This is a genomic window from Scandinavium lactucae, assembly GCF_033843265.1.
Classification (GTDB): domain Bacteria; phylum Pseudomonadota; class Gammaproteobacteria; order Enterobacterales; family Enterobacteriaceae; genus Scandinavium; species Scandinavium lactucae.
On record NZ_JAWXRD010000040.1, the window covers coordinates 485,105 to 507,796 of the forward strand.

At 54.9% G+C, this 22,692-nt stretch carries 24 protein-coding genes, 1 pseudogene and 1 other annotated feature; of the genes and pseudogenes, 14 read left to right on the plus strand and 11 right to left on the minus strand.

The features are described from left to right. Window positions 1-138: 138 nt before the first annotated feature. The 5 genes from ymiC to topA all read right to left on the minus strand — a co-directional run bounded on the left by ymiC (window position 139) and on the right by topA (window position 4,795). Window positions 139-237: a small membrane protein YmiC gene (ymiC, locus tag SIK69_RS19915; protein WP_319630125.1), complete on the minus strand. Its 99-nt coding sequence runs from the start codon at window positions 235-237 to the stop codon at window positions 139-141. A 128-nt stretch (window positions 238-365) separates the two neighbouring features. Next, the gene (locus SIK69_RS23040; RefSeq protein WP_510463474.1) at window positions 366-533 is read right to left on the minus strand and encodes a YciX family protein; all 168 of its coding nucleotides are present in this window, start codon (window positions 531-533) and stop codon (window positions 366-368) included. A 2-nt stretch (window positions 534-535) separates the two neighbouring features. Further along, window positions 536-697 carry a YmiA family putative membrane protein gene (locus tag SIK69_RS19920; RefSeq protein WP_510463478.1) on the minus strand — a complete coding sequence of 54 codons (162 nt, stop codon included), beginning with the start codon at window positions 695-697 and terminating at the stop codon, window positions 536-538. A 327-nt stretch (window positions 698-1,024) separates the two neighbouring features. Next, window positions 1,025-1,999, minus strand: coding sequence for an HTH-type transcriptional regulator CysB (cysB, locus tag SIK69_RS19925; protein ID WP_097161090.1), 975 nt, complete (start codon window positions 1,997-1,999; stop codon window positions 1,025-1,027). Window positions 2,000-2,194: 195 nt separating this feature from the next. Next, complete coding sequence (gene topA, locus SIK69_RS19930) at window positions 2,195-4,795, minus strand: type I DNA topoisomerase (protein WP_319786895.1); 2,601 nt, start codon at window positions 4,793-4,795, stop codon at window positions 2,195-2,197. A gap of 426 nt (window positions 4,796-5,221) precedes the next feature. Between topA and SIK69_RS19935 the strand changes: the two genes are divergently transcribed. Next, the gene (locus SIK69_RS19935; protein WP_319630122.1) at window positions 5,222-5,473 is read left to right on the plus strand and encodes a YciN family protein; all 252 of its coding nucleotides are present in this window, start codon (window positions 5,222-5,224) and stop codon (window positions 5,471-5,473) included. Window positions 5,474-5,504: 31 nt separating this feature from the next. On the opposite strand, the gene sohB is transcribed toward SIK69_RS19935, so the two are convergent. After that, window positions 5,505-6,551: a protease SohB gene (gene sohB, locus SIK69_RS19940; protein WP_319786896.1), complete on the minus strand. Its 1,047-nt coding sequence runs from the start codon at window positions 6,549-6,551 to the stop codon at window positions 5,505-5,507. A 262-nt stretch (window positions 6,552-6,813) separates the two neighbouring features. Between sohB and SIK69_RS19945 the strand changes: the two genes are divergently transcribed. Together SIK69_RS19945 and cobO are read left to right on the plus strand one after the other, a co-directional pair. After that, entirely contained in the window at window positions 6,814-7,572 is a 759-nt protein-coding gene (locus tag SIK69_RS19945) for a YciK family oxidoreductase (protein WP_319786897.1), read from the plus strand. Next, on the plus strand, window positions 7,569-8,159 hold the full coding sequence (cobO, locus tag SIK69_RS19950; protein WP_319786898.1) for a cob(I)yrinic acid a,c-diamide adenosyltransferase: 591 nt from the start codon (window positions 7,569-7,571) through the stop codon (window positions 8,157-8,159). The genes SIK69_RS19945 and cobO overlap by 4 nt, the downstream gene beginning before the upstream one ends. A gap of 27 nt (window positions 8,160-8,186) precedes the next feature. Here the strand turns inward: cobO and rluB are convergent, their stop codons facing one another. Next, complete coding sequence (gene rluB, locus SIK69_RS19955) at window positions 8,187-9,098, minus strand: 23S rRNA pseudouridine(2605) synthase RluB (RefSeq protein ID WP_319630118.1); 912 nt, start codon at window positions 9,096-9,098, stop codon at window positions 8,187-8,189. Window positions 9,099-9,367: 269 nt separating this feature from the next. On the opposite strand from rluB, the gene SIK69_RS19960 reads away from it, so the two are divergent. Together SIK69_RS19960 and SIK69_RS19965 are read left to right on the plus strand one after the other, a co-directional pair. Beyond that, entirely contained in the window at window positions 9,368-10,222 is an 855-nt protein-coding gene (locus tag SIK69_RS19960) for an AraC family transcriptional regulator (protein ID WP_319630117.1), read from the plus strand. A 54-nt stretch (window positions 10,223-10,276) separates the two neighbouring features. Continuing rightward, window positions 10,277-10,684, plus strand: a complete 408-nt coding sequence (locus SIK69_RS19965; protein ID WP_319787226.1) for a DUF2000 family protein — start codon at window positions 10,277-10,279, stop codon at window positions 10,682-10,684. A 42-nt stretch (window positions 10,685-10,726) separates the two neighbouring features. Here SIK69_RS19965 and SIK69_RS19970 read toward each other — a convergent pair whose 3' ends face one another. Together SIK69_RS19970 and rnm are read right to left on the minus strand one after the other, a co-directional pair. Beyond that, a complete protein-coding gene (locus SIK69_RS19970) occupies window positions 10,727-11,347 on the minus strand; it encodes an L-threonylcarbamoyladenylate synthase (RefSeq protein WP_319630116.1) in 621 nt (206 codons plus the stop codon). Continuing rightward, entirely contained in the window at window positions 11,344-12,222 is an 879-nt protein-coding gene (rnm, locus tag SIK69_RS19975) for an RNase RNM (RefSeq protein ID WP_319630115.1), read from the minus strand. Before rnm ends, SIK69_RS19970 begins: the two co-directional genes overlap by 4 nt. A gap of 173 nt (window positions 12,223-12,395) precedes the next feature. After that, window positions 12,396-12,489: a sequence feature (Trp leader region), on the plus strand. 31 nt (window positions 12,490-12,520) lie between these two features. On the opposite strand from rnm, the gene SIK69_RS19980 reads away from it, so the two are divergent. From SIK69_RS19980 to trpA, 5 genes are read left to right on the plus strand one after another with little or no spacing between them, the layout of a single operon-like run. Next, window positions 12,521-14,083 (plus strand): anthranilate synthase component 1, encoded by a 1,563-nt coding sequence (locus tag SIK69_RS19980; RefSeq protein WP_319786899.1) that lies wholly within the window; start codon window positions 12,521-12,523, stop codon window positions 14,081-14,083. After that, entirely contained in the window at window positions 14,083-15,678 is a 1,596-nt protein-coding gene (gene trpD / locus SIK69_RS19985; protein WP_319630113.1) for a bifunctional anthranilate synthase glutamate amidotransferase component TrpG/anthranilate phosphoribosyltransferase TrpD, read from the plus strand. Before SIK69_RS19980 ends, trpD begins: the two co-directional genes overlap by 1 nt. A gap of 3 nt (window positions 15,679-15,681) precedes the next feature. Beyond that, window positions 15,682-17,040, plus strand: coding sequence for a bifunctional indole-3-glycerol-phosphate synthase TrpC/phosphoribosylanthranilate isomerase TrpF (trpCF, locus tag SIK69_RS19990; protein ID WP_319786900.1), 1,359 nt, complete (start codon window positions 15,682-15,684; stop codon window positions 17,038-17,040). A 10-nt stretch (window positions 17,041-17,050) separates the two neighbouring features. Further along, window positions 17,051-18,244 carry a tryptophan synthase subunit beta gene (gene trpB, locus SIK69_RS19995; protein WP_319630111.1) on the plus strand — a complete coding sequence of 398 codons (1,194 nt, stop codon included), beginning with the start codon at window positions 17,051-17,053 and terminating at the stop codon, window positions 18,242-18,244. After that, window positions 18,244-19,050 (plus strand): tryptophan synthase subunit alpha, encoded by an 807-nt coding sequence (gene trpA, locus SIK69_RS20000; protein ID WP_319786901.1) that lies wholly within the window; start codon window positions 18,244-18,246, stop codon window positions 19,048-19,050. The genes trpB and trpA overlap by 1 nt, the downstream gene beginning before the upstream one ends. 151 nt (window positions 19,051-19,201) lie before the next feature. On the opposite strand, the gene SIK69_RS20005 is transcribed toward trpA, so the two are convergent. Next, window positions 19,202-19,789, minus strand: coding sequence for a lipid-binding SYLF domain-containing protein (locus SIK69_RS20005; RefSeq protein WP_319630109.1), 588 nt, complete (start codon window positions 19,787-19,789; stop codon window positions 19,202-19,204). Between the two features lie 167 nt (window positions 19,790-19,956). Beyond that, window positions 19,957-20,589 carry an outer membrane protein OmpW gene (gene ompW, locus SIK69_RS20010; protein ID WP_319630108.1) on the minus strand — a complete coding sequence of 211 codons (633 nt, stop codon included), beginning with the start codon at window positions 20,587-20,589 and terminating at the stop codon, window positions 19,957-19,959. 191 nt (window positions 20,590-20,780) lie between these two features. Between ompW and SIK69_RS20015 the strand changes: the two are divergent. The 4 genes and pseudogenes from SIK69_RS20015 to yciA form a co-directional block, all read left to right on the plus strand. Next, a pseudogene (locus tag SIK69_RS20015) lies at window positions 20,781-20,951 on the plus strand (hypothetical protein); the annotation flags it as partial. Continuing rightward, a complete protein-coding gene (locus SIK69_RS20020; RefSeq protein WP_319630107.1) occupies window positions 20,935-21,678 on the plus strand; it encodes a YciC family protein in 744 nt (247 codons plus the stop codon). The pseudogene SIK69_RS20015 and the gene SIK69_RS20020, both read left to right, overlap by 17 nt. A 50-nt stretch (window positions 21,679-21,728) precedes the next feature. Continuing rightward, entirely contained in the window at window positions 21,729-22,265 is a 537-nt protein-coding gene (locus tag SIK69_RS20025) for a septation protein A (RefSeq protein WP_319630106.1), read from the plus strand. Beyond that, on the plus strand, window positions 22,266-22,664 hold the full coding sequence (gene yciA, locus SIK69_RS20030; RefSeq protein WP_319630105.1) for an acyl-CoA thioester hydrolase YciA: 399 nt from the start codon (window positions 22,266-22,268) through the stop codon (window positions 22,662-22,664). The last annotated feature ends 28 nt before the right edge of the window (window positions 22,665-22,692 follow it).

Here is a 22,692-nt window from a genome sequence, read left to right on the forward strand (position 1 = left end):
GAAACTCCTCAGGGTCTGTCTATAAAGATAACACAACCTCAACGTAACGCTTTGATAACAACCCGAATTGCTAAATGGACGATAAACGGGGCAGGTAAAAAAGGAAAACCCGACGTAAGCGTCGGGTTTGTCAGAGGATTATTTGATCAGCATCAAGACCAGTTGGCACCAGAAAAGGACTGAGAGTGAAAACGCCCCCATCCAGGCCCAGTATTTCGTGCTACGGTTCGTATTCATAATATAACACCAAATAGTTATTCATTTTTACAGCCTATTCAGGCAACGGAGTAATTGCTGTGGTGTATTTATTAACGAGTACAAAACGAAAAGTACCAACAACTCACAGAAACAATCAAAGGGATGAATTAACGTTTTTTATTATCAGCATCAGCAAAGGAATCAATAAAATCCTGCTGCTGCGTTGTCAGTTTCCAGGATGCGGGAACGGTCACCGTCGGCTTCTTGCGGCTCTGTGGTTTGTCATTTGACTGACATGTAGGCTTCACGGACACACTCTGACCAGAAACAACCATTTTTAACCCCAATATTTCCAGATGAGCACTGCAACCACTACCCAAAACAGCGCGGAGCCCAGGAATACCGCCAGCCAGGCTTTACGTTTCAGCTCAGCTTCCCTCTGCGGTTCTTCACGTCCTGAAGGCATTGCTAACCTCATACAATCGGCATCACTTATCAGTATTGCACCGAACAATCGGTACGATTAATCACCATTGAGATAAATCCTAATTAAAAAAGCGCCAAAAATCCAGCGATTTTACGAATCATGACCCGCTGAATCTCCAATCTTTGACGGCAAATAAATAATTGATGAGTAAAATTTGCGTAGCGGCAAAATAGTTTCTACTTTTGTCGGCATTTAACAGGATAGTAAGGCGAAAAAGAACATAGGGAGTGGCGAACAGAAAGGCAGTAAATGCAAATGAGGGAGATTTTAATTTACGTTAAGTGATCTATTTCACGATATCCCCCGACTGGGGGATATCACTATTAATGACCCAGGAAACTATTTCTCGGGCAATTTGATATCTTTAAACATCTCTTCGATATCTTCATTAGACCGCAACGCCACGGCGGTATCCACCACGTCACGGGTCAGATGCGGGGCAAAGCGCTGAATGAAATCATACATATAGCTGCGCAGGAAGGTGCTACGGCGGAACCCGATTTTGGTGGTACTGTGGCTGAAGATATCCCCTGCTTCGAGCTTGATCAGGTCCGGGTCGGAAACGGGGTCAACCGCCATGCTCGCAATCACGCCCACGCCTAAGCCCAGCCGGACGTAGGTTTTAATCACGTCGGCATCAGTGGCGGTGAATACGATCCGCGGCGTCAGCCCTGCACGGTTGAAGGCGGTATCCAGTTCGGAGCGGCCAGTAAAGCCAAAGGTGTACGTTACCAGTGGATACTGTGCCAGTTCTTCAATCGTGACTGATCCTTTCCCTGCCAGAGGGTGATCCGGCGTCACCACAATCGAGCGGTTCCAGTGGTAGCACGGCAGCATCACCAGGTCATCGTAAAGATGCAGCGCTTCGGTGGCGATAGCAAAATCCGCATTCCCTTTGGAGACCGCCTCTGCGATTTGCGTCGGCGAACCCTGATGCATATGCAATGAGACGCGCGGATAACGCTCGATAAACCCTTTGATAACGCCTGGCAGCGCGTACCGGGCCTGCGTGTGAGTGGTGGCAACGTATAGCGAACCTTTGTCAGGCCAGGTGTGCTCCCCTGCTACCGACTTAATCGCATCCACTTTGGATAGCACTTCCCGGGCAATACGGATAATTTCCTGTCCGGCGGGCGTAACCTGCGTCAGATGCTTTCCGCTGCGGGCGAAGATCTGAATACCCAACTCATCCTCGAGCATGCGAACCTGTTTACTGATGCCCGGCTGAGAGGTATATAACCCTTCAGCAGTCGAGGAGACATTGAGGTTATGGTTCACAACCTCAACGATATAACGGAGTTGCTGTAGTTTCATGACCGGTATCCGATAGGCGTATGGCACTGATGCCTAATACGATTTAATAATAAGAAATGGGTTAACTATAACCACTATATCATTTATACCGGATGTGTATAGATGGGAAGAAAAAATAATAACGCAGGTGATTTCCCCTAAACAAAAGGGCCGCAGAGCGGCCCTTGGGGGAAGGTTTAGTGGTGCTAAAAAACGTTATTTTTTCGCGACTTCTTGCCACTTACCGTCGATGAAGAAGGCAGACCAGCCGGTTGCTTTACCGTCTTTTTCCGAAGCCACATACTGCTGCTTGGTTTTACGGCTGAAACGCACCATGGTCTTGTTGCCCTGCGGGTCTTCCTGCGGAGCATCCGCCAGATAGCGCAGTTTTTCCGGCAGGCGATCGCGGAAGCGGTACAACTCTTCCACCAGCGGCGCGCGGGTCTCACGCGATTTCGGGAAGGTATTGGCAGCGAGGAACACGCCCGCCGCCCCGTCACGCAGAACGAAGTAGGCGTCTGATTTCTCGCAAGGCAGTTCTGGCAGCGGAACCGGATCTTCTTTCGGCGGAGCCACTTCACCGTTACGCAGGATCTTACGGGTATTTTTACAGTCGTCGTTGATGCACGCCATGTACTTACCAAAACGCCCCATTTTCAGGTGCATTTCAGAACCACACTTCTCACACTCAACGATCGGGCCGTCATAACCCTTGATACGGAACTCACCTTCTTCGATTTCGTAGCCGTCGCAGGTTGGGTTATTACCGCAGACATGCAGCTTGCGCTTCGGATCGATAAGGTAGCTGTCCATCGCGGTGCCGCATTTGGCACAACGGCGCTTAGCTCGCAGCGCGTTGGTTTCCGCATCATCGCCTTCGAGCACGTTCAGCACTTCGTTTTCCGGCACCAGGTTAATGGTGGTTTTACAACGCTCTTTCGGCGGTAACGCATAGCCGGAACAGCCCAGGAACACGCCGGTGCTGGCAGTACGAATGCCCATCTTACGACCACAGGTTGGGCAGTCGATGCTGGTAAGTATCATCGAGTTAGGCTGCATCCCGCCTTCTTCCGGATCCTTCTCAGCGGTTTCCAGCTGACGGGTAAAGTCGCCGAAGAAATCGTTCAGTACCTGTTTCCACTCGGCCTGATGGTTTGCGACCTGGTCGAGGCTGCTCTCCATCTGCGCGGTGAAGTCGTAGTTCATCAGCTCGCGGAAGTTGGCTTCGAGACGATCGGTGACGATTTCGCCCATTTTCTCGGCGTAGAAACGACGGTTTTCCGTACGAACATAGCCGCGATCCTGGATGGTCGAAATGATCGACGCATAGGTAGACGGGCGGCCAATGCCACGTTTTTCGAGTTCTTTAACCAAAGACGCTTCGCTGAAACGCGCTGGCGGCTTGGTAAAGTGTTGCGCCGGAAGCAGTTCAACCAGTGCCAGCTCTTCACCTTTTTTAACCGGTGGCAGGGTGCGGTCTTCATCGCCTTTGCGCAGCGCAGGCATGACTTTCGTCCAGCCGTCGAAACGCAGGGTACGGCCACGCGCTTTCAGTTTGAAATCACCCGCGCCAACGGTCAGCGTGGTGGAATCGTACTGCGCCGGTGTCATCTGACAGGCCACAAACTGACGCCAAATCAGCTGATACAGCTTCTGCGCGTCGGCTTCCATATCTTTCAGCGACTCCGCCAGCACCGCGACATCAGAAGGACGAATCGCTTCGTGCGCTTCCTGAGAGTTCTCTTTGCTGGTGTACTGATTGGCGTTTTCTGGCAGATATTTCTTGCCGAAGTTATCGCCAATATAGTCGCGAACCATGTTCACCGCGTCCTGGCTCAGGTTGGTAGAGTCAGTACGCATATAGGTGATGTAACCCGCTTCATACAGACGCTGGGCCATCATCATGGTTTTCTTCACGCCGTAACCGAGACGGGTACTTGCCGCCTGTTGCAGGGTGGAGGTAATGAACGGCGCGCCCGGCTTGCTGCTGGTTGGCTTATCTTCACGCTCAAGCACGGTGTAGCGTGCTTTTTCAAGCAGGCTAACGGCCGCCATGGTTTCGTCGCGGGTGACCGGACGGAACGGCTTGTCATTATGATGGCTGACTTCGAGCGGCAGAGCCTCGCCTGACGGCGTGGCGGTATTGGCGTCAATTTCCCAGAACTCTTCCGGGACGAACGCTTTAATTTCGCGTTCACGCTCAACTACCAGACGTACGGCAACCGACTGCACGCGTCCCGCAGACAGGCCACGGGCGATTTTTTTCCACAGCAGTGGAGAAACCATGTAACCCACCACGCGATCGACAAAGCGACGCGCCTGCTGAGCGTTAACACGGTCAATGTTCAGTTCGCCCGGCGTGTCAAACGCCTGACGAATTGCATTCTTGGTTATCTCGTTAAACACCACGCGGCTATAGCGCGAGTCATCACCACCTATCACTTCCCGCAGGTGCCATGCAATGGCTTCCCCTTCGCGGTCAAGGTCGGTTGCGAGATAGATGTGGTCAGCTTTTTCGGCTAACTGTTTGAGTTCAGCGACAACCTTTTCTTTGCCTGGCAGCACTTCATACTGGGCAGCCCAGTCGTGCCACGGATCCACGCCCATGCGGTTGACCAGCGCGCCGCGCTCATCTTTTTTCGGCTTTTTGGCCGGTTTGGCGGCGGTAGAGTCAGCGCTCTTTTTGCTTGCTGAGCCACTTGTCGGCAGATCGCGGATATGACCCACGCTGGATTTAACCACGTAGTCATTACCCAGATACTTATTGATCGTTTTGGCTTTTGCCGGGGACTCAACGATAACGAGAGCTTTACCCATATTCACCTTTACCTAATTTGATTCTTCCAGGAATACACACCCATCCCAAAAGGATGCGGCGCATATATCGCACTTGAATTCACCTTCCACTGGCGACGTGCCTAAATCTTGTGGCGGCGTCAATGGATATCAACCCCTTCTCTGGCCTGGCCCCAGAAGCCTGAGTCAGAGGATTGAGTTTGCTGGCCTTTTCCTGCCAGGTGGTATAGCACGAAGAATTTTCGGTCGAATGTCAAGCAAATCTGTTGCCAGATTGCGAAAGCGTCACACTGTACCTGATAAAATCCGTTACGCAACTTTATTAGCATGCAAAAGCAATTCCTGCCAGCAGACGGCCCTGCGCGATGTCCTTGTCTTTCACAGGGAAAATTTGCCCGTATGGCACTCGCGGCGTAGACTATTGGCAGTGTTTTAGAGGAGTCAGAGATGCAAGAACCATCCCAACCAATTGACAAGCAGTCCTTACTGGCAGAAGCCAACCGCCTTATTCGTGACCACGACGACACCATGAAAGGTATCGAGGCCACCGACGTCACACAGCGTAACGGCGTGCTGGTCTTCAGCGGCGAATTCTATCTCGATGAGCAAGGTTTACCGACGGCGAAAAGCACGGCGGTATTCAATATGTTCAAATACCTCGCTCACCAGCTGTCGGAAAAATACCACCTGGTAGATTAAAAAAATGCGAGGCTTCGGCCTCGCATTTCGTTTACATCATCGGTTTTTGCCCGCGCTGCCACCAGCGCATCAGCAGATGGTCAGCGCTTTCGGCGGCGCTACCGGTAAAACGGTCCATCAGTTTCTTGCGTTGCAGATAACGCACGTTTAACACCTCGTGACCCTCCATCAGCCCCAGCAGCAGATCGTCACTGGTGCCGATTTCATCGACCAGTCCTTTTTCCAGCGCCTGCTGTCCGTACCAGTGTTCGCCGGTCGCCACCTGGTCAATGTCCAGTTGCGGACGCATTTGATGCACAAAGTCCTTAAACAGATGATGCGTCTCGTTGAGGTCTTCGCGGAATTTCTGCCGTCCTTCTTCGGTATTCTCGCCGAGCAGCGTCAAGGTGCGCTTATATTGCCCCGCGGTATGCAGCTCGATGTCGATGTCCTTATTTTTCAGGAATCGGTGGAAGTTAGGGATTTGCGCCACTACGCCTATCGAACCGATAATCGCAAAGGGTGCGGAGACAATTCGGTTGCCAACGCAGGCCATCATGTAGCCGCCGCTGGCCGCGACTTTATCGACCGCGATGGTCAGCGGGATATTTTTATCGCGCAGGCGCTGGAGCTGTGACGCCGCCAGACCGTAGCCGTGTACCACGCCGCCAGGGCTTTCCAGCCGCAGCACCACCTGATCCTGCGGCTTAATCACCGCCAGCACCGCCGTCACTTCTTCACGCAGCGCAGTCACCTCATGGGCGTCCATGCTGCCTTTGAAATCCAGCACCCAGACTTTTGGTTTATCACCAGATGCCGTTACCCCCTTCTTCGCATTGGCTTTGGCATTTTTTGCCTCAAGCTTGTGCTTTTTCTTCTGCGCTTTGTGCCAGAGTTTTTGCTGTGGGCCATCCAACAGCGCCACGCTCATGTCATCCTGCATCTCTTTATATTGTTCACTGAGATTGGTGATCCGCAGCTCTCCGCGCTGCCGCTTACGTTGGGTAAGATTCACGATAAGCGTAGCAACCACCGCAATCGCGACCACAATCGTGGCGATTTTCGCCAAAAACAACCCATATTGAGAAAGTAGTTCCACGCTTCCACCTTGAAAAGAATCACTCGGATATCGCGCACAGTGTACAACAGCCCAAACGGTGCGTCTCCCGCCTGAATTGTACGCTGCGAGCACGCTTCCCGTTTTTTTCTCCATCAATGAAATGATTGCAAAATGTTAATTCTGAACAGGCTTTCCGCCTGGCTGATTGAAATACCTCGCCGTTTAGGGCATAAAGCCGAAAAGCGAACAAACAGAAGCAGAACAGTAACGTGGCGCAACGAAGTGCTACAGGAGACAGGCCGTGCATTATCAACCACAGCGTGATTTGCTACAAAACCGCATCATTCTGGTCACAGGGGCCAGCGATGGTATCGGACGCGAAGCCGCCCTGACCTACGCCCGCTATGGCGCGAGCGTCATCCTTGTCGGTCGCAACGAAGACAAACTGCGGGCCGTCGCCCAGCAGATCCAACAGGAAGGCGGCCTTGCGTCGCAGTGGTTTATTCTCGATTTACTCACCTGCACGCCAGAGGCATGTCAGCAGCTGGCGCAAAAAATCAGCATTCATTATCCGCGTCTCGATGGCGTGCTGCATAACGCCGGGCTGTTAGGGGATGTTGTGCCAATGGATCAGCAAAAAATTGATGTCTGGCAGGATGTGATGCAGGTGAACGTCAACGGGACGTTCATGCTCACTCAGGCACTTCTTCCTTTATTACTCAAGTCCGATTCCGGCTCACTGGTCTTCACCTCCTCCAGCGTAGGTCAGCAAGGGCGTGCCCACTGGGGTGCCTATGCGGTGTCTAAATTCGCCACCGAGGGCATGATGCAGGTACTGGCGGAAGAGTATCAGGGCCAGCTACGGGTGAACTGCATTAACCCAGGCGGCACCCGCACCGGGATGCGCGCCAACGCATTCCCGACGGAAGATCCGCAGAAACTGAAAACCCCTGCCGATATCATGCCGCTGTATCTGTGGCTGATGGGCGACGACAGCCGTCGCAAAACCGGGACCACCTTTGATGCCCAGCCGGGCCGTAAACCAGGAATTTCGCAATGAGTGACTCCCGTCATCAGGAACGCCAGCAGCGACTGAAAGAGAAAGTAGACGCCCGCGTGGCCGAGGCCCAGGAGGAGCGCGGCATTCTGCTGGTGCTCACCGGAAACGGTAAAGGAAAAACCACCGCAGCGTTTGGCACAGCCACGCGCGCCGTCGGTCACGGTAAGAAAGTCGGGGTCATCCAGTTTATCAAAGGCGAATGGCCGAACGGCGAGCGCAACCTGCTGGAGCCGCACGGCGTCGAATTTCAGGTGATGGCCACCGGATTTACATGGAATACGCAGGATAAAGAAGGTGATACCGCCGCCTGTCTGTCGGTCTGGCAACATGCGAAGCTCATGATGGCGGACGACACGCTGGATATGGTTATCCTCGACGAGTTGACCTATATGGTGGCTTACGACTATTTACCGCTCGAAGAGGTGCTCACCGCGCTGCGTACACGCCCGGCACACCAAACGGTGATCATCACCGGTCGCGGCTGTCATCGGGATATTCTGGAGATGGCGGATACGGTGAGCGAACTGCGCCCGGTGAAGCACGCCTTTGATGCGGGGATTAAAGCTCAGCTCGGTATCGACTATTAAAAAAGGCCCCTCGGGGCCTTTTTCGTATTACGAACCGCTGCCGTTGTTACGGCTGCTGGAGCGGCGTGCGCTGCCGCCGCCCTTCGGCTTGGCGGGTTTAGCGCCCACCTGAGTGTGGCGTTTCACCGCGCGGCGGATCTGGTTCGCCTTCATGCGGCGACGATCTTTTTCTACCGCCACTTTCGATTCGGTTTCCGGCTTCAGTTCCACCAGCTCGCGCAGATAGTTGGTCTGGGCCAGATCCAGTTCGGTGTAACCACCGCGTGGCAGGCCTTTCGGCAGAGGGATATCGCCGTAGCGAACACGAATCAGACGGCTCACCTGCACGCCAACCGCTTCCCACAGACGACGCACTTCGCGGTTACGCCCTTCGGTCAGGGTCACGTTGTACCACTGGTTGATACCTTCCCCACCGGTAAATTTGATGGTTTTGAACGCCGCCGGGCCATCTTCCAGCTGCACGCCACGCGACAGCTGACGGACTTTGTTGTCGTCGACTTCACCAAACACGCGCACGGCGTATTCACGCTCAACTTCACGGCTCGGGTGCATCAGGCGATTCGCCAGCTCCCCGTCGGTGGTAAACAGCAACAGACCGCAGGTATTCACGTCCAGACGGCCAACGGCAATCCAGCGCGCACCGCGCAGTTTAGGCAGACGGTCAAATACCGTCGGACGCCCTTCCGGGTCGCTACGGGTACACAATTCGCCTTCTGGTTTGTAATACGCCAGCACGCGGCAAATCTGTTCCACGGATTCTTTAACGGAAATCAGGTGTCCGTCGATACGAATTTTAAGCCCGGGGATAACTTCAACACGATCGCCCAGCGTGGCGACTTTGCCATCAACGCTGACGCGACCTGCCTGAATCATAGTTTCAATTTCACGGCGGGAGCCGTGGCCGGCACGGGCCAGCACTTTCTGTAATTTCTCGCTCATCGAGCATCCTTTAGGTGTCGCCTTCCCAGGCGTCTGGTATACATGCAAAATCAACTCGTTAGACAACTCTTAACGCATTGACAGAACTCATTCCCGGCTGCAATTGAACACTTTTCAACCAATGCAGCGCTACGTGACCGCACATCTTACATGAATTTTAGGGTAAATGATTCATCTCGTTAAGCTTCAACCTACCTTAAACGAGAGGAACTTTACCTGCTAAATATTCATGCTAATAATGTTTGTCTCGATTTATCCGGAGTTGCTCAATGAAAGACGCCGATGAAAGACCCCATTCTGACAGCTGGCTAACTCTTCAACACGATGCCGACACCGGGATAGAAAGCGTCTGCGCGCACTTTAAAGGCCATGCCTACGATCCGCATGACCATGACGAAGTGCTGATAGGCGTTACGCACCAGGGCTTACAGCGCTTTCACTGCCACCGGGCGCTGCACACCAGCACGCCGGGCCGGGCGATTTTGATTGAGCCAGGAGCGGTCCATGACGGACATGCTCCCGATGCACAGGGCTTTACCTATTCGATGCTGTACATCCCGCAGCGCTGGCTTGCCGGAATGATGGACGCGCGTGGGTTGGGCGATATTTCGGGCCTGCAATCGGCCTTTCGTCACACGCTGACCGACGATGACCGGCTGACCCATGCCATTGGGCAAAGCGTCTTTGCTATCCATCATCAGGAAGGCAAGCTCGCCCGGGATCAGAGCCTCGACCACCTGCTGTCGCTGCTATCCCGGCATATCCGCCCTGCACCGACGTCCACCCTGAGTGACTCTCAGCGTCAGATGTATCAGGTCCGGGATTATCTGCATGACCGGATGGGGAGCGACATTGGGCTGGACGAACTTGCCGCCTGGGCAGGACTCGATCGCTTTCGCCTCAGCCGTCAGTTCAAGAAGACGTTCGGCCTGAGCCCTCATGCCTGGCTGGTGCGCCTGCGCTTACGTACCGCGCGGATGCTACTGGCCAAAGGTCAGGATCCGGCGCAGGTTGCCCTGCTGGTTGGATTTTCTGACCAAAGCCATATGGGTCGCTGGTTCCAGCGCGCCTATCGCCTCTCTCCGGCGGCTTATCAGCGCCAGTGCACAAACGTTCTATATTAAAAAACGCCCCTCTCCGATGCTGTCCCTCTGCAACATGACTGGAGAACACCTGTGATTTTTGATACTAAAAATGCGCTGATCGTGCGCAATGATTTAGCCCCGTGGCAACGTCTTAACGTCGTCGCCTTCCTCGCCACGGGCATTACTTCCGGTGCACCTGAAATTTTAGGCCAGCCCTACGTCGATAGCCTCGGTCGCCAGTACGGCAAACTGGCCGGAGAGCCAATGCGAATATTTGAAGCTGACCTGGCGGCGCTGCAAAAAGCGCATGGCAAAGGGCTGGAGCGTGAATTGACGCTGACGCCTTATGTGGAAGCAATGTTTGCCACGGGCCACGATGCGGCTAATCGGGAGGTATTTCTGGCAGAAGATGCCAATAACCTGAACCTGGTGGGGCTGGCGATTCGCGGCCCTAAAAAGGCGGTCGATAAGGTGATTAAGGGGCTGAAACTGCATCCCTGAATAAAGAAGTGGGGAATGGCGAGAGCCGCCATTCCCAGCGATTTACAGGAACGGCTTCACATCACCAACGCCTTCGCGCAGCACCACCGGTGCATCTTCGGTGATATCAATCACCGTGGTCGGCTGCTGGCCGAGATAGCCACCGTGAATGATCAGGTCCACCTGCTTCTCCAGACGATCTTTGATCTCTTCCGGATCGGACTCGGTAAAGTCACTGCCCGGCAGCATCAATGAAGTTGACAGCATCGGCTCCCCAAGCGCTTCGAGCAGCATCTGCGCAATCGGGTTCGACGGCACGCGCATCCCGATGGTTTTACGCTTTTCCTGCAACAGACGGCGCGGCACTTCTTTAGTCCCTTTCAGGATAAACGTGTAGTTGCCGGGGGTGTTGTTCTTGATCAGACGAAACGCCACGTTATCAACATAGGCGTAGGTCGACAGCTCCGACAGGTCGCGGCACATCAGGGTAAAGTTATGCCCGTCTGGCAGATGGCGAATGCGGCAAATCCGCTCCATCGCGCCCTTGTCTTCAATTTTGCAGCCGAGTGCATAACCGGAATCAGTGGGATAGACGATAACGCCGCCCTTACGCACGATTTCTACCGCCTGATTAATCAGACGCTGCTGCGGGTTTTCCGGGTGAACATAAAAAAACTGACTCATACTTCCTCTCGTTTATCTTGGGGCTGTTCCCAGCTTTGCCACACGCCCTCCACCCCCGCAGGGAGCCACAGCTTACGTCCGAGTTCAATCCACGGACAGGGCTGATGAAAATCAGAGCCCTGGGACGCCAGTAGTCCGTACTGGTTCGCATAAGCGGCAAGCTGCGCACGCTCGTGGGGAGCCTGTTGGCACTGGGCGACTTCCATTGCATCGCCGCCACATTCACTGAAGAAGGCCAACAATCTTTTCAGCCACTTGGCAGACAGGTTGTAACGCCCCGGATGGGCGATCACCGCCTTACCGCCAGAATGATGAATCACATCAATAGCTTGATCTATTGTACACCACTGTGGCGGAACGTAACCGGTTTTACCGCGCGCGAGATACTTTTTAAAGACGTCGTTAAAGTTGCTCGCTCTGCCTGATTCCACCAGAAAACGGGCGAAGTGACCTCGGGTCACCGCCGCGCCATCAGCCAGTGCCAGTGCGCCTTCCCACGCCCCCGGGATCTGCGCTTTTTCCAGACGCTCGGCAATCAGCTTAGCGCGCTGCTGGCGACGCTCGGTTTGCGCGGCCAAAAATTCGGTCATTGCCGGATGGTCGATATCAATGTTCAGGCCAACGATATGAATATCGTGATTTTCCCAGACGGTGGAGATTTCCACCCCGGTAATCAGGTCGAGTGGCAATCCGGCCCGGGTGATTTCAGCCCGGGCGGCGGGGATCGCTGCGACAGTATCGTGATCGGTAATGGCTAACGTACCCACGCGCATTTCCAGCGCACGATGCACCAACTCTTCCGGCGTCAGACGGCCATCAGAGGCGGTGGTGTGGCTGTGCAGGTCGTAAATCACGGCGTAGGGATGGTCGCTCAAAATTGCTCCGGTATTCAGTTATCGCTATCAGATTTGGGTTTGACGGCACCCATCATAGCCGTTGTGCATCATTTTCTGAAATCAGGGGTTGACTTTACTCCCCTGGACTAGTTAACTAGTACGAAAGTTCACACAACGAGGTATCTGCGATGACACATTATTCCGTTACTCTGCATGGCTGGTGGCGTACAACCTGAATCCGGGCTGTAACTACGCGTCTGCACAAGACAAACAGATACCAGGCCCGCCATGCGCGGGCTTTTTTTTGAACACGACATACCAGACAACGAGAACGAAAATGCAAACACAGAAACCCGCGCTCGAATTGCTGACCAGTGACGCCATCTATCGGGAAAACCCGACGGCGCTGTTCCACCAGCTGTGCGGTGCCCGCCCGGCAACCCTGCTGCTGGAATCAGCGGATATCGACAGTAAAGATGATTTAAAAAGCCTGCTGTTGGTTGACAGCGCCTTACGCATTACCGCATTAGGTGACACCGTCACTATTCAGGCATTATCCGACAACGGCGCAGCCCTGCTGGATTTGCTCGACAGCACTCTGCCCGCAGGCATCGACAATCAGCGTCAGCCCAATGGCCGTGTTCTGCATTTCCCGGCGGTGAGCAATCTGCTCGATGAAGATGCCCGCCTCTGTTCCCTGTCGGTATTCGACGCCTTCCGTCTGTTACAGTCTCTGGTGTCCGTGCCGGTCGATGAGCGCGAAGCGATGTTCTTCGGCGGATTGTTCGCCTATGACCTGGTCGCGGGCTTCGAAGATTTACCGGCCCTCGAGAGCGACACCGCCTGCCCGGACTACTGCTTCTATCTGGCCGAAACGCTGTTAGTTATCGATCACCAGACTAAAACCACCCGGATTCAGGCCAGCCTGTTTACGCCGCTGGAAGCAGAAAAACAGCGTCTGACCCAGCGCGTGGCGCAGGTTCGCCAGCAGCTGAACGAGCCGCCAATGCCGCTGCCGGTGACCAAAATCGAGCAGATGCAGACCGAGATGAATCAGAGCGACGATGAGTACGGCGCGGTAGTGCGTAAAATGCAGCGCGCCATTCGTGCCGGAGAAATCTTCCAGGTGGTGCCATCCCGTCGCTTCTCGCTGCCCTGCCCGTCGCCGCTGGCGGCCTATGACGTGCTGAAGAAGAGCAACCCAAGTCCGTACATGTTCTTCATGCAGGATAACGATTTCAGCCTGTTCGGTGCCTCACCGGAAAGCTCGCTGAAATACGATGCCAGCAACCGCCAGATTGAAATTTACCCGATCGCCGGAACCCGCCCACGCGGTCGTCGTGCCGATGGTTCGCTGGACCGCGACCTCGACAGCCGCATTGAGCTGGAAATGCGCACCGACCATAAAGAGCTCTCCGAGCATTTGATGCTGGTCGATTTAGCGCGTAACGATCTGGCCCGCATTTGTACCCCCGGCAGCCGCTACGTGGCTGACCTGACGAAAGTTGACCGTTACTCATTCGTGATGCACCTGGTTTCCCGCGTGGTCGGCGAACTGCGTCAGGATCTGGACGTGCTGCACGCCTACCGCGCCTGCATGAACATGGGCACCCTGAGCGGTGCGCCGAAAGTCCGGGCCATGCAGCTGATTGCCGCCGCCGAGGGCAAACGCCGCGGCAGCTACGGCGGTGCGGTGGGCTATTTCACCGCCCACGGCGACCTTGATACCTGCATTGTTATTCGTTCTGCTTTTGTTGAAAACGGCATTGCTACCGTCCAGGCAGGTGCTGGGGTGGTGCTCGACTCCGTGCCGCAGTCCGAAGCCGATGAAACCCGAAATAAAGCTCGCGCGGTGCTGCGCGCCATTGCTCAGGCCCACCACGCTAAGGAGATTTTCTGATGGCTGACATTCTGCTGCTCGATAATATCGACTCCTTTACCTACAACCTGGCAGACCAGCTGCGCGCCAGCGGGCATAACGTGGTTATCTACCGCAACCACGTTCCAGCGCAAACTCTGATTGAGCGTCTGGCTACCATGGATAATCCGGTGCTGATGCTCTCTCCCGGCCCCGGCGCGCCGTCAGAAGCGGGCTGTATGCCAGAACTGCTGACCCGTCTGCGCGGCAAGCTGCCGATCATCGGCATCTGCCTCGGTCATCAGGCGATTGTGGAAGCCTACGGCGGCTACGTCGGTCAGGCGGGCGAAATCCTGCACGGGAAAGCGTCAAGCATTGAACACGACGGTCAGGCGATGTTTGCCGGACTGAGCAACCCGCTGCCGGTGGCACGCTATCACTCGCTGGTCGGGAGCAACGTTCCGGCCGGGCTGACTATCAACGCCAGCTTCAATGGAATGGTGATGGCGGTGCGTCACGATGCGGATCGCGTGGTGGGCTTCCAGTTCCACCCGGAATCGATTCTGACAAGCCAGGGCGCTCGCCTGCTGGAACAAACGCTGGAATGGGCGCAGAAGAAGCTGGAACCGGCCAATACCCTGCAACCGATTCTGGAAAAGTTGTATCAGGCACAAACCCTGAGCCAGTCGGAAAGCCACCAGCTATTTTCCGCTGTGGTGCGCGGGGAAGTGAAGCCGGAACAGCTGGCTGCCGCGCTGGTCAGCATGAAAGTGCGTGGCGAGCAGCCGCAGGAAATTGCCGGGGCCGCCACCGCCCTGCTGGAAAATGCCGCTCCGTTCCCCCGCCCTGACTATCCGTTTGCCGATATCGTCGGCACCGGTGGTGACGGCAGCAACAGCATTAACATTTCCACCGCCAGCGCCTTTGTGGCGGCGGCATGTGGGCTGAAAGTGGCGAAGCATGGCAACCGCAGCGTGTCGAGCAAATCCGGTTCCTCCGATTTACTGGCCGCATTTGGCATTAATCTGGAAATGAATGCCGATAAATCTCGCGAAGCGTTAGACGAACTCGGCGTGTGCTTCCTGTTCGCACCGAAATACCACACCGGTTTCCGCCACGCTATGCCGGTCCGTCAGCAGTTGAAAACCCGCACCCTGTTCAACGTCCTGGGTCCGTTGATCAACCCGGCGCATCCGCCGATTGCGCTGATTGGCGTCTACAGCCCGGAACTGGTGCTACCGATTGCAGAAACCCTGCGGGTGTTGGGCTACCAGCGTGCGGCAGTGGTTCACAGCGGTGGAATGGACGAGGTTTCGCTGCACGCACCGACGGTGGTCGCGGAGCTTAAAGACGGTGAGATCCAGAGCTATCAATTGACCGCCGACGACTTCGGATTGACTCCGTATCATCAGGAACAGCTGGCAGGCGGCACCCCGGAAGAAAACCGTGACATTCTTTCACGCTTGCTACAAGGTAAAGGTGAAGCCGCCCACGAGGCCGCTGTTTCCGCCAACGTCGCCATGCTGATGCGCCTCCACGGTCATGAAGATTTGAAAGCCAACGTGCAGCAGGTTCTTGACGTTCTGCACAGTGGTGCAGCTTACGATCGCGTGACCGCATTAGCGGCAAGAGGATAAGAAATGCAGACCGTTTTAGCCAAAATCGTTGCCGATAAGCGCATCTGGGTTGAAGCCCGTAAAGAGCAGCAACCGTTAGCCAGTTTCCAGAATGAGATTCAGCCCAGCACCCGTCATTTTTATGATGCGCTGCAAGGCGCGCGCACCGCGTTCATTCTGGAATGCAAAAAAGCGTCACCGTCTAAAGGCGTTATCCGCGATGATTTTGACCCGGCGCGTATTGCCGGTGTCTACAAACACTATGCGTCGGCGATTTCGGTTCTGACCGACGAAAAGTATTTCCAGGGTAGCTTTGATTTTCTGCCGATTGTCAGCCAAATCGCGCCGCAGCCGATTCTGTGCAAAGACTTCATCGTCGACCCGTATCAGCTTTATCTGGCGCGTCACTATCAGGCGGATGCCTGTCTGCTGATGCTGTCGGTGCTTGACGATGACGAATATCGCCAGCTTTCGGCGGTGGCGCACAGTCTGAGCATGGGTGTGCTGACCGAAGTGAGCAACGAGGAAGAACTGGAGCGCGCCATTGCGCTGGAAGCCAAAGTCGTTGGCATCAACAACCGCGATCTGCGTGACCTCTCCATTGACCTCAACCGCACCCGCGAACTGGCCCCACGCTTAGGCGCAGGTGTCACGGTGATCAGCGAGTCGGGGATCAACACCTACGGCCAGGTGCGTGAACTGAGCCACTTCGCCAACGGTTTCCTGATTGGTTCGGCCCTGATGTCGCACGATGATTTGAATGCCGCCGTTCGCCGGGTGCTGATGGGCGAAAACAAAGTCTGTGGGCTGACCCGGACCCAGGACGCGCAGGCCGCCTTTGAAGTCGGAGCCGTTTATGGCGGGCTAATTTTTGTGCCGTCCTCGCCGCGTTTCGTGACTGATGAGCAGGCGCAGGACGTTATCCACAGCGCCCCCTTGAGCTATGTCGGCGTGTTCCGTGATGCGCCGGTGAACGACGTGGCGGCAAAAGTTAAAAGCCTGGCGCTGGCGGCGGTGCAACTGCACGGCCGCGAAGATCAGGCCTACATCGACACCCTGCGCGCGGCACTGCCTGAGAAAGTACAAATCTGGAAGGCGCTGAGCGTCAACGATTCTCTGCCCGCCCGCAACCTGAACCACGTAGACAAATACGTGCTGGATAACGGCCAGGGCGGCAGCGGACAACGTTTCGACTGGTCACTGCTCAACGGTCAGGACTTAAGCAACGTCCTGCTGGCAGGCGGCCTGGCCCCTGATAACTGCGTAGAAGCGGCAAAAAGCGGCTGCGCGGGGCTCGATTTCAATTCCGGCGTAGAGTCTGAACCGGGTATCAAAGATGCCAACAAACTGGCCTCGGTTTTCCAGACGCTGCGCGCATATTAAGGACATGGACATGAACACATTACTGAACCCTTATTTTGGCGAATTTGGCGGCATGTACGTGCCGCAAATCCTGATGCCTGCCCTGCGCCAGCTGGAAGAAGCTTTCGTCAGCGCGCAGAAGGATCCTGAATTTCAGGCCCAGTTTACCGATCTGCTCAAAAACTACGCTGGCCGCCCGACGGCGCTGACCAAGTGTCAAAACCTGACCGCAGGCACCAAAACCACGCTGTACCTCAAGCGTGAAGATTTACTCCACGGCGGGGCGCACAAAACCAACCAGGTGCTTGGCCAGGCGCTGCTCGCCAAACGGATGGGCAAAACCGAAATCATCGCTGAAACCGGAGCCGGACAGCACGGGGTGGCCTCCGCGCTGGCGTGCGCCCTGCTCGGCCTGAAATGCCGTATCTATATGGGTGCCAAAGACATTGAGCGTCAGTCGCCGAACGTGTTCCGTATGCGTCTGATGGGGGCCGAAGTGATTGCGGTTCACAGCGGGTCCGCCACCCTGAAAGATGCCTGTAACGAGGCGCTGCGTGACTGGTCTGGCAGCTACGAAACCGCGCACTACATGCTCGGCACCGCGGCAGGCCCACACCCGTTCCCGACCATTGTGCGTGAATTCCAGCGCATGATCGGGGAAGAAACCAAAGTGCAAATCCAGCAACGTGAAGGACGTCTGCCGGATGCGGTGATTGCCTGCGTGGGCGGTGGTTCGAACGCCATTGGTATGTTTGCTGATTTCATCGACGACACCACCGTCGGCCTGATTGGCGTAGAGCCTGCCGGACACGGGATTGAAACCGGGGAGCACGGCGCACCGCTGAAACACGGTCGCGTAGGCATCTACTTCGGTATGAAATCGCCGATGATGCAGACCGATGAGGGCCAGATTGAAGAGTCGTATTCTATTTCCGCCGGGCTGGACTTCCCGTCCGTTGGGCCGCAGCACGCATTCCTGAACAGCATTGGCCGTGCGGAATATGTGTCGATTACCGACAATGAAGCGCTGGATGCATTCAAAGCGCTGAGCCGCCACGAAGGGATTATCCCGGCGCTGGAGTCCTCACACGCCCTGGCCCACGCGCTGAAAATGATGCGCGAAAACCCGGAAAAAGAGCAGCTGCTGGTGGTTAACCTCTCCGGTCGCGGCGACAAAGACATTTTCACCGTTCATGACATTCTGAAAGCGCGAGGGGAAATCTGATGGAACGCTATGACAACCTGTTTGCTGAACTGAAAAATCGCAAGGAAGGCGCGTTTGTTCCCTTCGTTACGCTGGGCGACCCCGGTCCGGAACAGTCGCTGAAGATTATCGACACTCTGATTGAAGCCGGTGCCGATGCGCTGGAATTGGGTATTCCGTTCTCCGACCCGCTGGCAGATGGCCCGACCATTCAGAACGCCACCCTGCGGGCGTTTGCGTCTGGCGTGACGCCGACCCAGTGCTTCGAAATGCTGGCGACGATTCGTCAAAAACACCCGACCATTCCGATTGGTCTGCTGATGTATGCCAACCTGGTCTTCAACCGTGGGATTGATGCGTTTTACGCAGAATGCGCGCGCGTCGGTGTCGATTCGGTGCTGGTCGCTGACGTGCCGGTGGAAGAATCTGCCGAGTTCCGTCAGGCGGCTATGCGCCATAACGTCGCGCCGATTTTCATCTGTCCGCCGAATGCCGATGACGAACTGCTGCGTCAGATTGCGTCCCACGGGCGCGGATATACCTATCTGCTGTCGCGGGCGGGTGTCACCGGAGCGGAAAACCGCGCCGCACTGCCGCTGCATCATCTGATTGAGAAACTTAACGAATACCATGCCGCTCCACCGTTGCAGGGCTTTGGCATTTCCGCCCCGGACCAGGTGAGCGCCGCCATTGGGGCCGGTGCGGCGGGGGCAATTTCTGGATCGGCGATCGTTAAAATTATCGAGAAGAATCTGGATGATCACCCGGCGATGCTGGCTGAGCTGAAAGCCTTCGTGCAGAACATGAAGGCTGCCACCCACGGGTAATGGGGATTCCCCAAAAAAGAAGGGGTTGAAGTTATTAATGAGAAGCATTATCTTTCTCATTACCGAATGGTTGAGCAAATCACTCAGGTATTCGGTACGACATTGCTCACATTGCTTCCAGTATTATTTGCCCGCCTGCGCGGGCTTTTTTTTATTTCTTGTTCAGCTCGTCATCCGGCCAGTATTTATAGCCGTTGATCATCGCCTGCGCCGCGAGGCCTTTTTCGGTCATCTCATATACGCTGACCTTTGACGGCAGCGATTGGGTGTCGGTTGCCACGCCGCTGGCAGATGCCCCGGTGCCTGCACCTTTATCGTCGTACTTCGCCGCCGCATTGGCATCTGCACCCACGACGTAGCCGTCAGTGATGAATTTGTTCAGCGACTTGGTGTCATGGAACACCATCACCGTGCTCAGCTGCTTAATGCCGACCCCGACGCCTGCCCCGCCCTGCGCCATTTTCATATAGGTATCTTTGCCGCTGTGCTGATCTTTCACCACGCCATAGCCGCTGCCGAATCCAAAGAAGAAAATTTTACTGCTGTTGCTGGCGAAGACTGCATAACCGGTCGAATGCTGAATGTCACTCCGCGCTTCCGGATGCAGCTTATAGAGCTGCGTTAAGGTATCGGTGCGCATTTGTTGAATGGTGGCGCGCTGTTGACTGGCGGTATCGCCTTTAGCGCTACATCCGGCAAGCACCAGGGCAGAAACAATGAAAAGGGATTTAAATTTCATAAGTTACATCTGTCTCTCTTTATTTTGAGAGCGCCATTTTAGTGACAACCTAAACAGATGCGAGAAATGAGCGGAATGCTGATGTAAGGAATTTATTTTTAAATTACAGATAATTGGAGCATTTTTGAACGGTGAGAGTGGCCGCCCGGCAGCCACTCTTAATACCATCAGAAGCGATAACCTGCGGAGAACATAAACACCCACGGGTCAAGACGCGTATTAATGGTGTGATTTTCGCCACCGGCCTTAAATTTGATATCGGTGTCGACATCCATATACCAGACCGAGGCGTTAATCAGCCAGTCACGGTTGATCAAGTAATCCACCCCAACCTGCCCCGCAGCCCCCCAGGAATCACTGGCGCTGAGGTCAGATAACCCCGCGTCTTTCCCGGTATCGTTGAAGTCGGCGTTAAAGAAGGTGGTGTAGTTGATCCCGGCCCCGATGTACGGACGCACTTTGCTGCTGGCATCAAGGAAGTACCACTGTGCCATCAGCGTCGGCGGTAACAGATTCACCGTGGCTATCGTTCCTGTTGGGCCAGTGCCCACTTTGCTGCGGAACGGTGACGCGGCCAACAACTCGATCCCGATGTTATCGGTGGCCATATAGGTGAAAGTTAAACCAAGCTGGGTATTGTTATCGACGGTAAAGCTGCCCAGCCCAAGTACGTTATCAGAGCCTTCGGTTGGACGGATGGTCGCCGACCCGGCACGGATAAAGAACTCGCCCGCTTCATGCGCCCAGGCTCCGCCAGAGAGACTGCTCAAAACCAGCGCTGCCACTGCTAACTTTTTCATTTCCACTCCTTCGTTATGGTTTTATAAGCGCGCTGAATATACCCACAAATAAGTAAAAACGATCCAACTCAGATCACATTCAATCTTGAGATTTAACATTCATTGATCTGGATTAATTTTTCGTTACCAAATCCGCAGAGATAAACCCCATCCACATCAATTTTCTTTCTTTTCTCTGTTACAAATAAAAGGGTAACGGCGGCGAAAAAAACGCCACAGGCCCCGGCGGCTTACCGCCTCTTTACAAAGATATGCTTTTCCATACAGGTGTTGATGCTGCCACTTTGGCGTCGGGTGGGTTACAATTGCCGGCTTATTACTACCAGTCAGACTCAAGGAGAGTGCATGTCTATCACGGCTAAGTCGGTTTACCGTGACACGGGTAATTTTTTTCGCAATCAGTTCGTTACGGTTCTGTTGATTGCGTTGTTGTGTGCGTTTATCACGGTGGTGCTTGGCCATGCGTTCTCACCGAGCGATGAACAGCTCGCCCAGTTGAGCCAGGGGGATAACCTGGCAGGCAGCGTGGGTCTGTTTGAACTGGTGCAAAACATGACCCCGGAACAGCAGCAAATTCTGTTGCGGGCGTCGGCGGCGTCAACATTTTCCGGGCTGATTGGCAACGCCATTCTCGCGGGCGGCGTACTGCTGATGATTCAGATGATTTCCGCCGGACAGCGTGTGAGCGCTCTGCGTGCGATCGGGGCCAGTGCGCCGGTGCTGCCGAAACTGCTGCTGCTGATTTTAATCACCACCTTTCTGGTACAGATGGGCGTGATGCTGGTTGTGGTCCCAGGCGTCTTGCTGGCTATTGTGCTCGCTTTCGCGCCTATCATGCTGGTGCAGGACAAAATGGGGATTTTCTCCTCAATGCGCAACAGTATGCGTCTGGCGTGGGGCAACATGCGTCTGGTCGCACCGGCGGTGATTGGCTGGCTGCTGGCGAAAACGCTGCTGCTAATGTTCGCGCCGAACTTCGCGGTACTCACGCCGAACGTCGGCGCGGTGGTGGTAAACTGCATCAGCAATTTGATTTCCGCTTTATTGCTGATCTATTTATTCCGCCTGTATATGCTTATTCGTAACTGATCCCCCAGGCCCGGCGATCCCGGGCCACTATTGAAATACGGAACCGATGTATGAAGCAGTTTTTGGATTTTTTACCGTTGGTGGTGTTCTTTGTTTTCTACAAACTGTATGACATCTTTACCGCTACCGCGGCCCTGATAATCGCCACCGCCATCGTCCTGGTTTACTGCTGGGTACGCTATCGCAAAGTCGAAAAAATGGCACTGATTACCTTTGTGCTGGTTGCGGTATTTGGCGGCATGACCCTGTTCTTCCATAACTCTGAGTTTATTAAATGGAAGGTGACGGTTATTTATGTCCTGTTTGCCGGGGCGCTGCTGTTCAGCCAGTGGGTTATGAAAAAGCCGCTGATCCAGCGGATGCTCGGCAAAGAGCTGACCCTGCCACAGTTCGTGTGGTCGCGACTGAATATTGCCTGGGCGCTGTTCTTTATCATTTGTGGCCTGGCGAACATCTATATCGCCTTCTGGCTGCCGGAAAACATCTGGATTAACTTTAAAGTGTTCGGCTTAACCGCCCTGACCCTGATTTTCACGCTGCTGAGCGGGGTGTACATCTACCGCCACATGCCGCAGGACGACAAGTAAATGACCGTGAGCAGTAACGTCCCGCAGGGCGATTTAGTTCTGCGTACCCTGGCGATGCCAGCGGATACCAACGCCAATGGCGATATCTTCGGCGGCTGGATCATGTCGCAGATGGACCTCGGTGGTGCCATCATGGCCAAAGAAATTGCGCAGGGCCGTGTGGTCACGGTGCGCGTTGATGGCATGACGTTTTTACGTCCCGTCGCGGTCGGTGATGTGGTGTGTTGCTATGCCCGCTGCACCAAACGCGGTACCACCTCAATCACGGTGAACATTGAAGTGTGGGTGAAGAAGGTCTCTTCTGAGCCAATCGGTCAGCGTTATAAAGCGACCGAAGCCCTGTTTATCTATGTGGCGGTGGATAGCGAAGGAAAGCCCCGGCCCTTCCCGCAGGCGTAAAAAAAGCCCGGTCAATACAACAGTTTGA

Excerpts from the sequence above, each read along its gene's own strand:
- ymiC (WP_319630125.1), bottom strand. The coding sequence starts at position 237 with ATGAATACGAACCGTAGCACGAAATACTGGGCCTGGATGGGGGCGTTT.
- SIK69_RS23040 (WP_510463474.1), bottom strand. The coding sequence starts at position 533 with ATGGTTGTTTCTGGTCAGAGTGTGTCCGTGAAGCCTACATGTCAGTCA.
- cysB (WP_097161090.1), bottom strand. The coding sequence starts at position 1,999 with ATGAAACTACAGCAACTCCGTTATATCGTTGAGGTTGTGAACCATAAC.
- topA (WP_319786895.1), bottom strand. The coding sequence starts at position 4,795 with ATGGGTAAAGCTCTCGTTATCGTTGAGTCCCCGGCAAAAGCCAAAACG.
- SIK69_RS19935 (WP_319630122.1), top strand. The coding sequence starts at position 5,222 with ATGCAAGAACCATCCCAACCAATTGACAAGCAGTCCTTACTGGCAGAA.
- cobO (WP_319786898.1), top strand. The coding sequence starts at position 7,569 with ATGAGTGACTCCCGTCATCAGGAACGCCAGCAGCGACTGAAAGAGAAA.
- rluB (WP_319630118.1), bottom strand. The coding sequence starts at position 9,098 with ATGAGCGAGAAATTACAGAAAGTGCTGGCCCGTGCCGGCCACGGCTCC.
- SIK69_RS19960 (WP_319630117.1), top strand. The coding sequence starts at position 9,368 with ATGAAAGACGCCGATGAAAGACCCCATTCTGACAGCTGGCTAACTCTT.
- SIK69_RS19970 (WP_319630116.1), bottom strand. The coding sequence starts at position 11,347 with ATGAGTCAGTTTTTTTATGTTCACCCGGAAAACCCGCAGCAGCGTCTG.
- SIK69_RS19980 (WP_319786899.1), top strand. The coding sequence starts at position 12,521 with ATGCAAACACAGAAACCCGCGCTCGAATTGCTGACCAGTGACGCCATC.
- trpD (WP_319630113.1), top strand. The coding sequence starts at position 14,083 with ATGGCTGACATTCTGCTGCTCGATAATATCGACTCCTTTACCTACAAC.
- trpCF (WP_319786900.1), top strand. The coding sequence starts at position 15,682 with ATGCAGACCGTTTTAGCCAAAATCGTTGCCGATAAGCGCATCTGGGTT.
- trpB (WP_319630111.1), top strand. The coding sequence starts at position 17,051 with ATGAACACATTACTGAACCCTTATTTTGGCGAATTTGGCGGCATGTAC.
- trpA (WP_319786901.1), top strand. The coding sequence starts at position 18,244 with ATGGAACGCTATGACAACCTGTTTGCTGAACTGAAAAATCGCAAGGAA.
- SIK69_RS20005 (WP_319630109.1), bottom strand. The coding sequence starts at position 19,789 with ATGAAATTTAAATCCCTTTTCATTGTTTCTGCCCTGGTGCTTGCCGGA.
- ompW (WP_319630108.1), bottom strand. The coding sequence starts at position 20,589 with ATGAAAAAGTTAGCAGTGGCAGCGCTGGTTTTGAGCAGTCTCTCTGGC.
- SIK69_RS20020 (WP_319630107.1), top strand. The coding sequence starts at position 20,935 with ATGTCTATCACGGCTAAGTCGGTTTACCGTGACACGGGTAATTTTTTT.
- SIK69_RS20025 (WP_319630106.1), top strand. The coding sequence starts at position 21,729 with ATGAAGCAGTTTTTGGATTTTTTACCGTTGGTGGTGTTCTTTGTTTTC.
- yciA (WP_319630105.1), top strand. The coding sequence starts at position 22,266 with ATGACCGTGAGCAGTAACGTCCCGCAGGGCGATTTAGTTCTGCGTACC.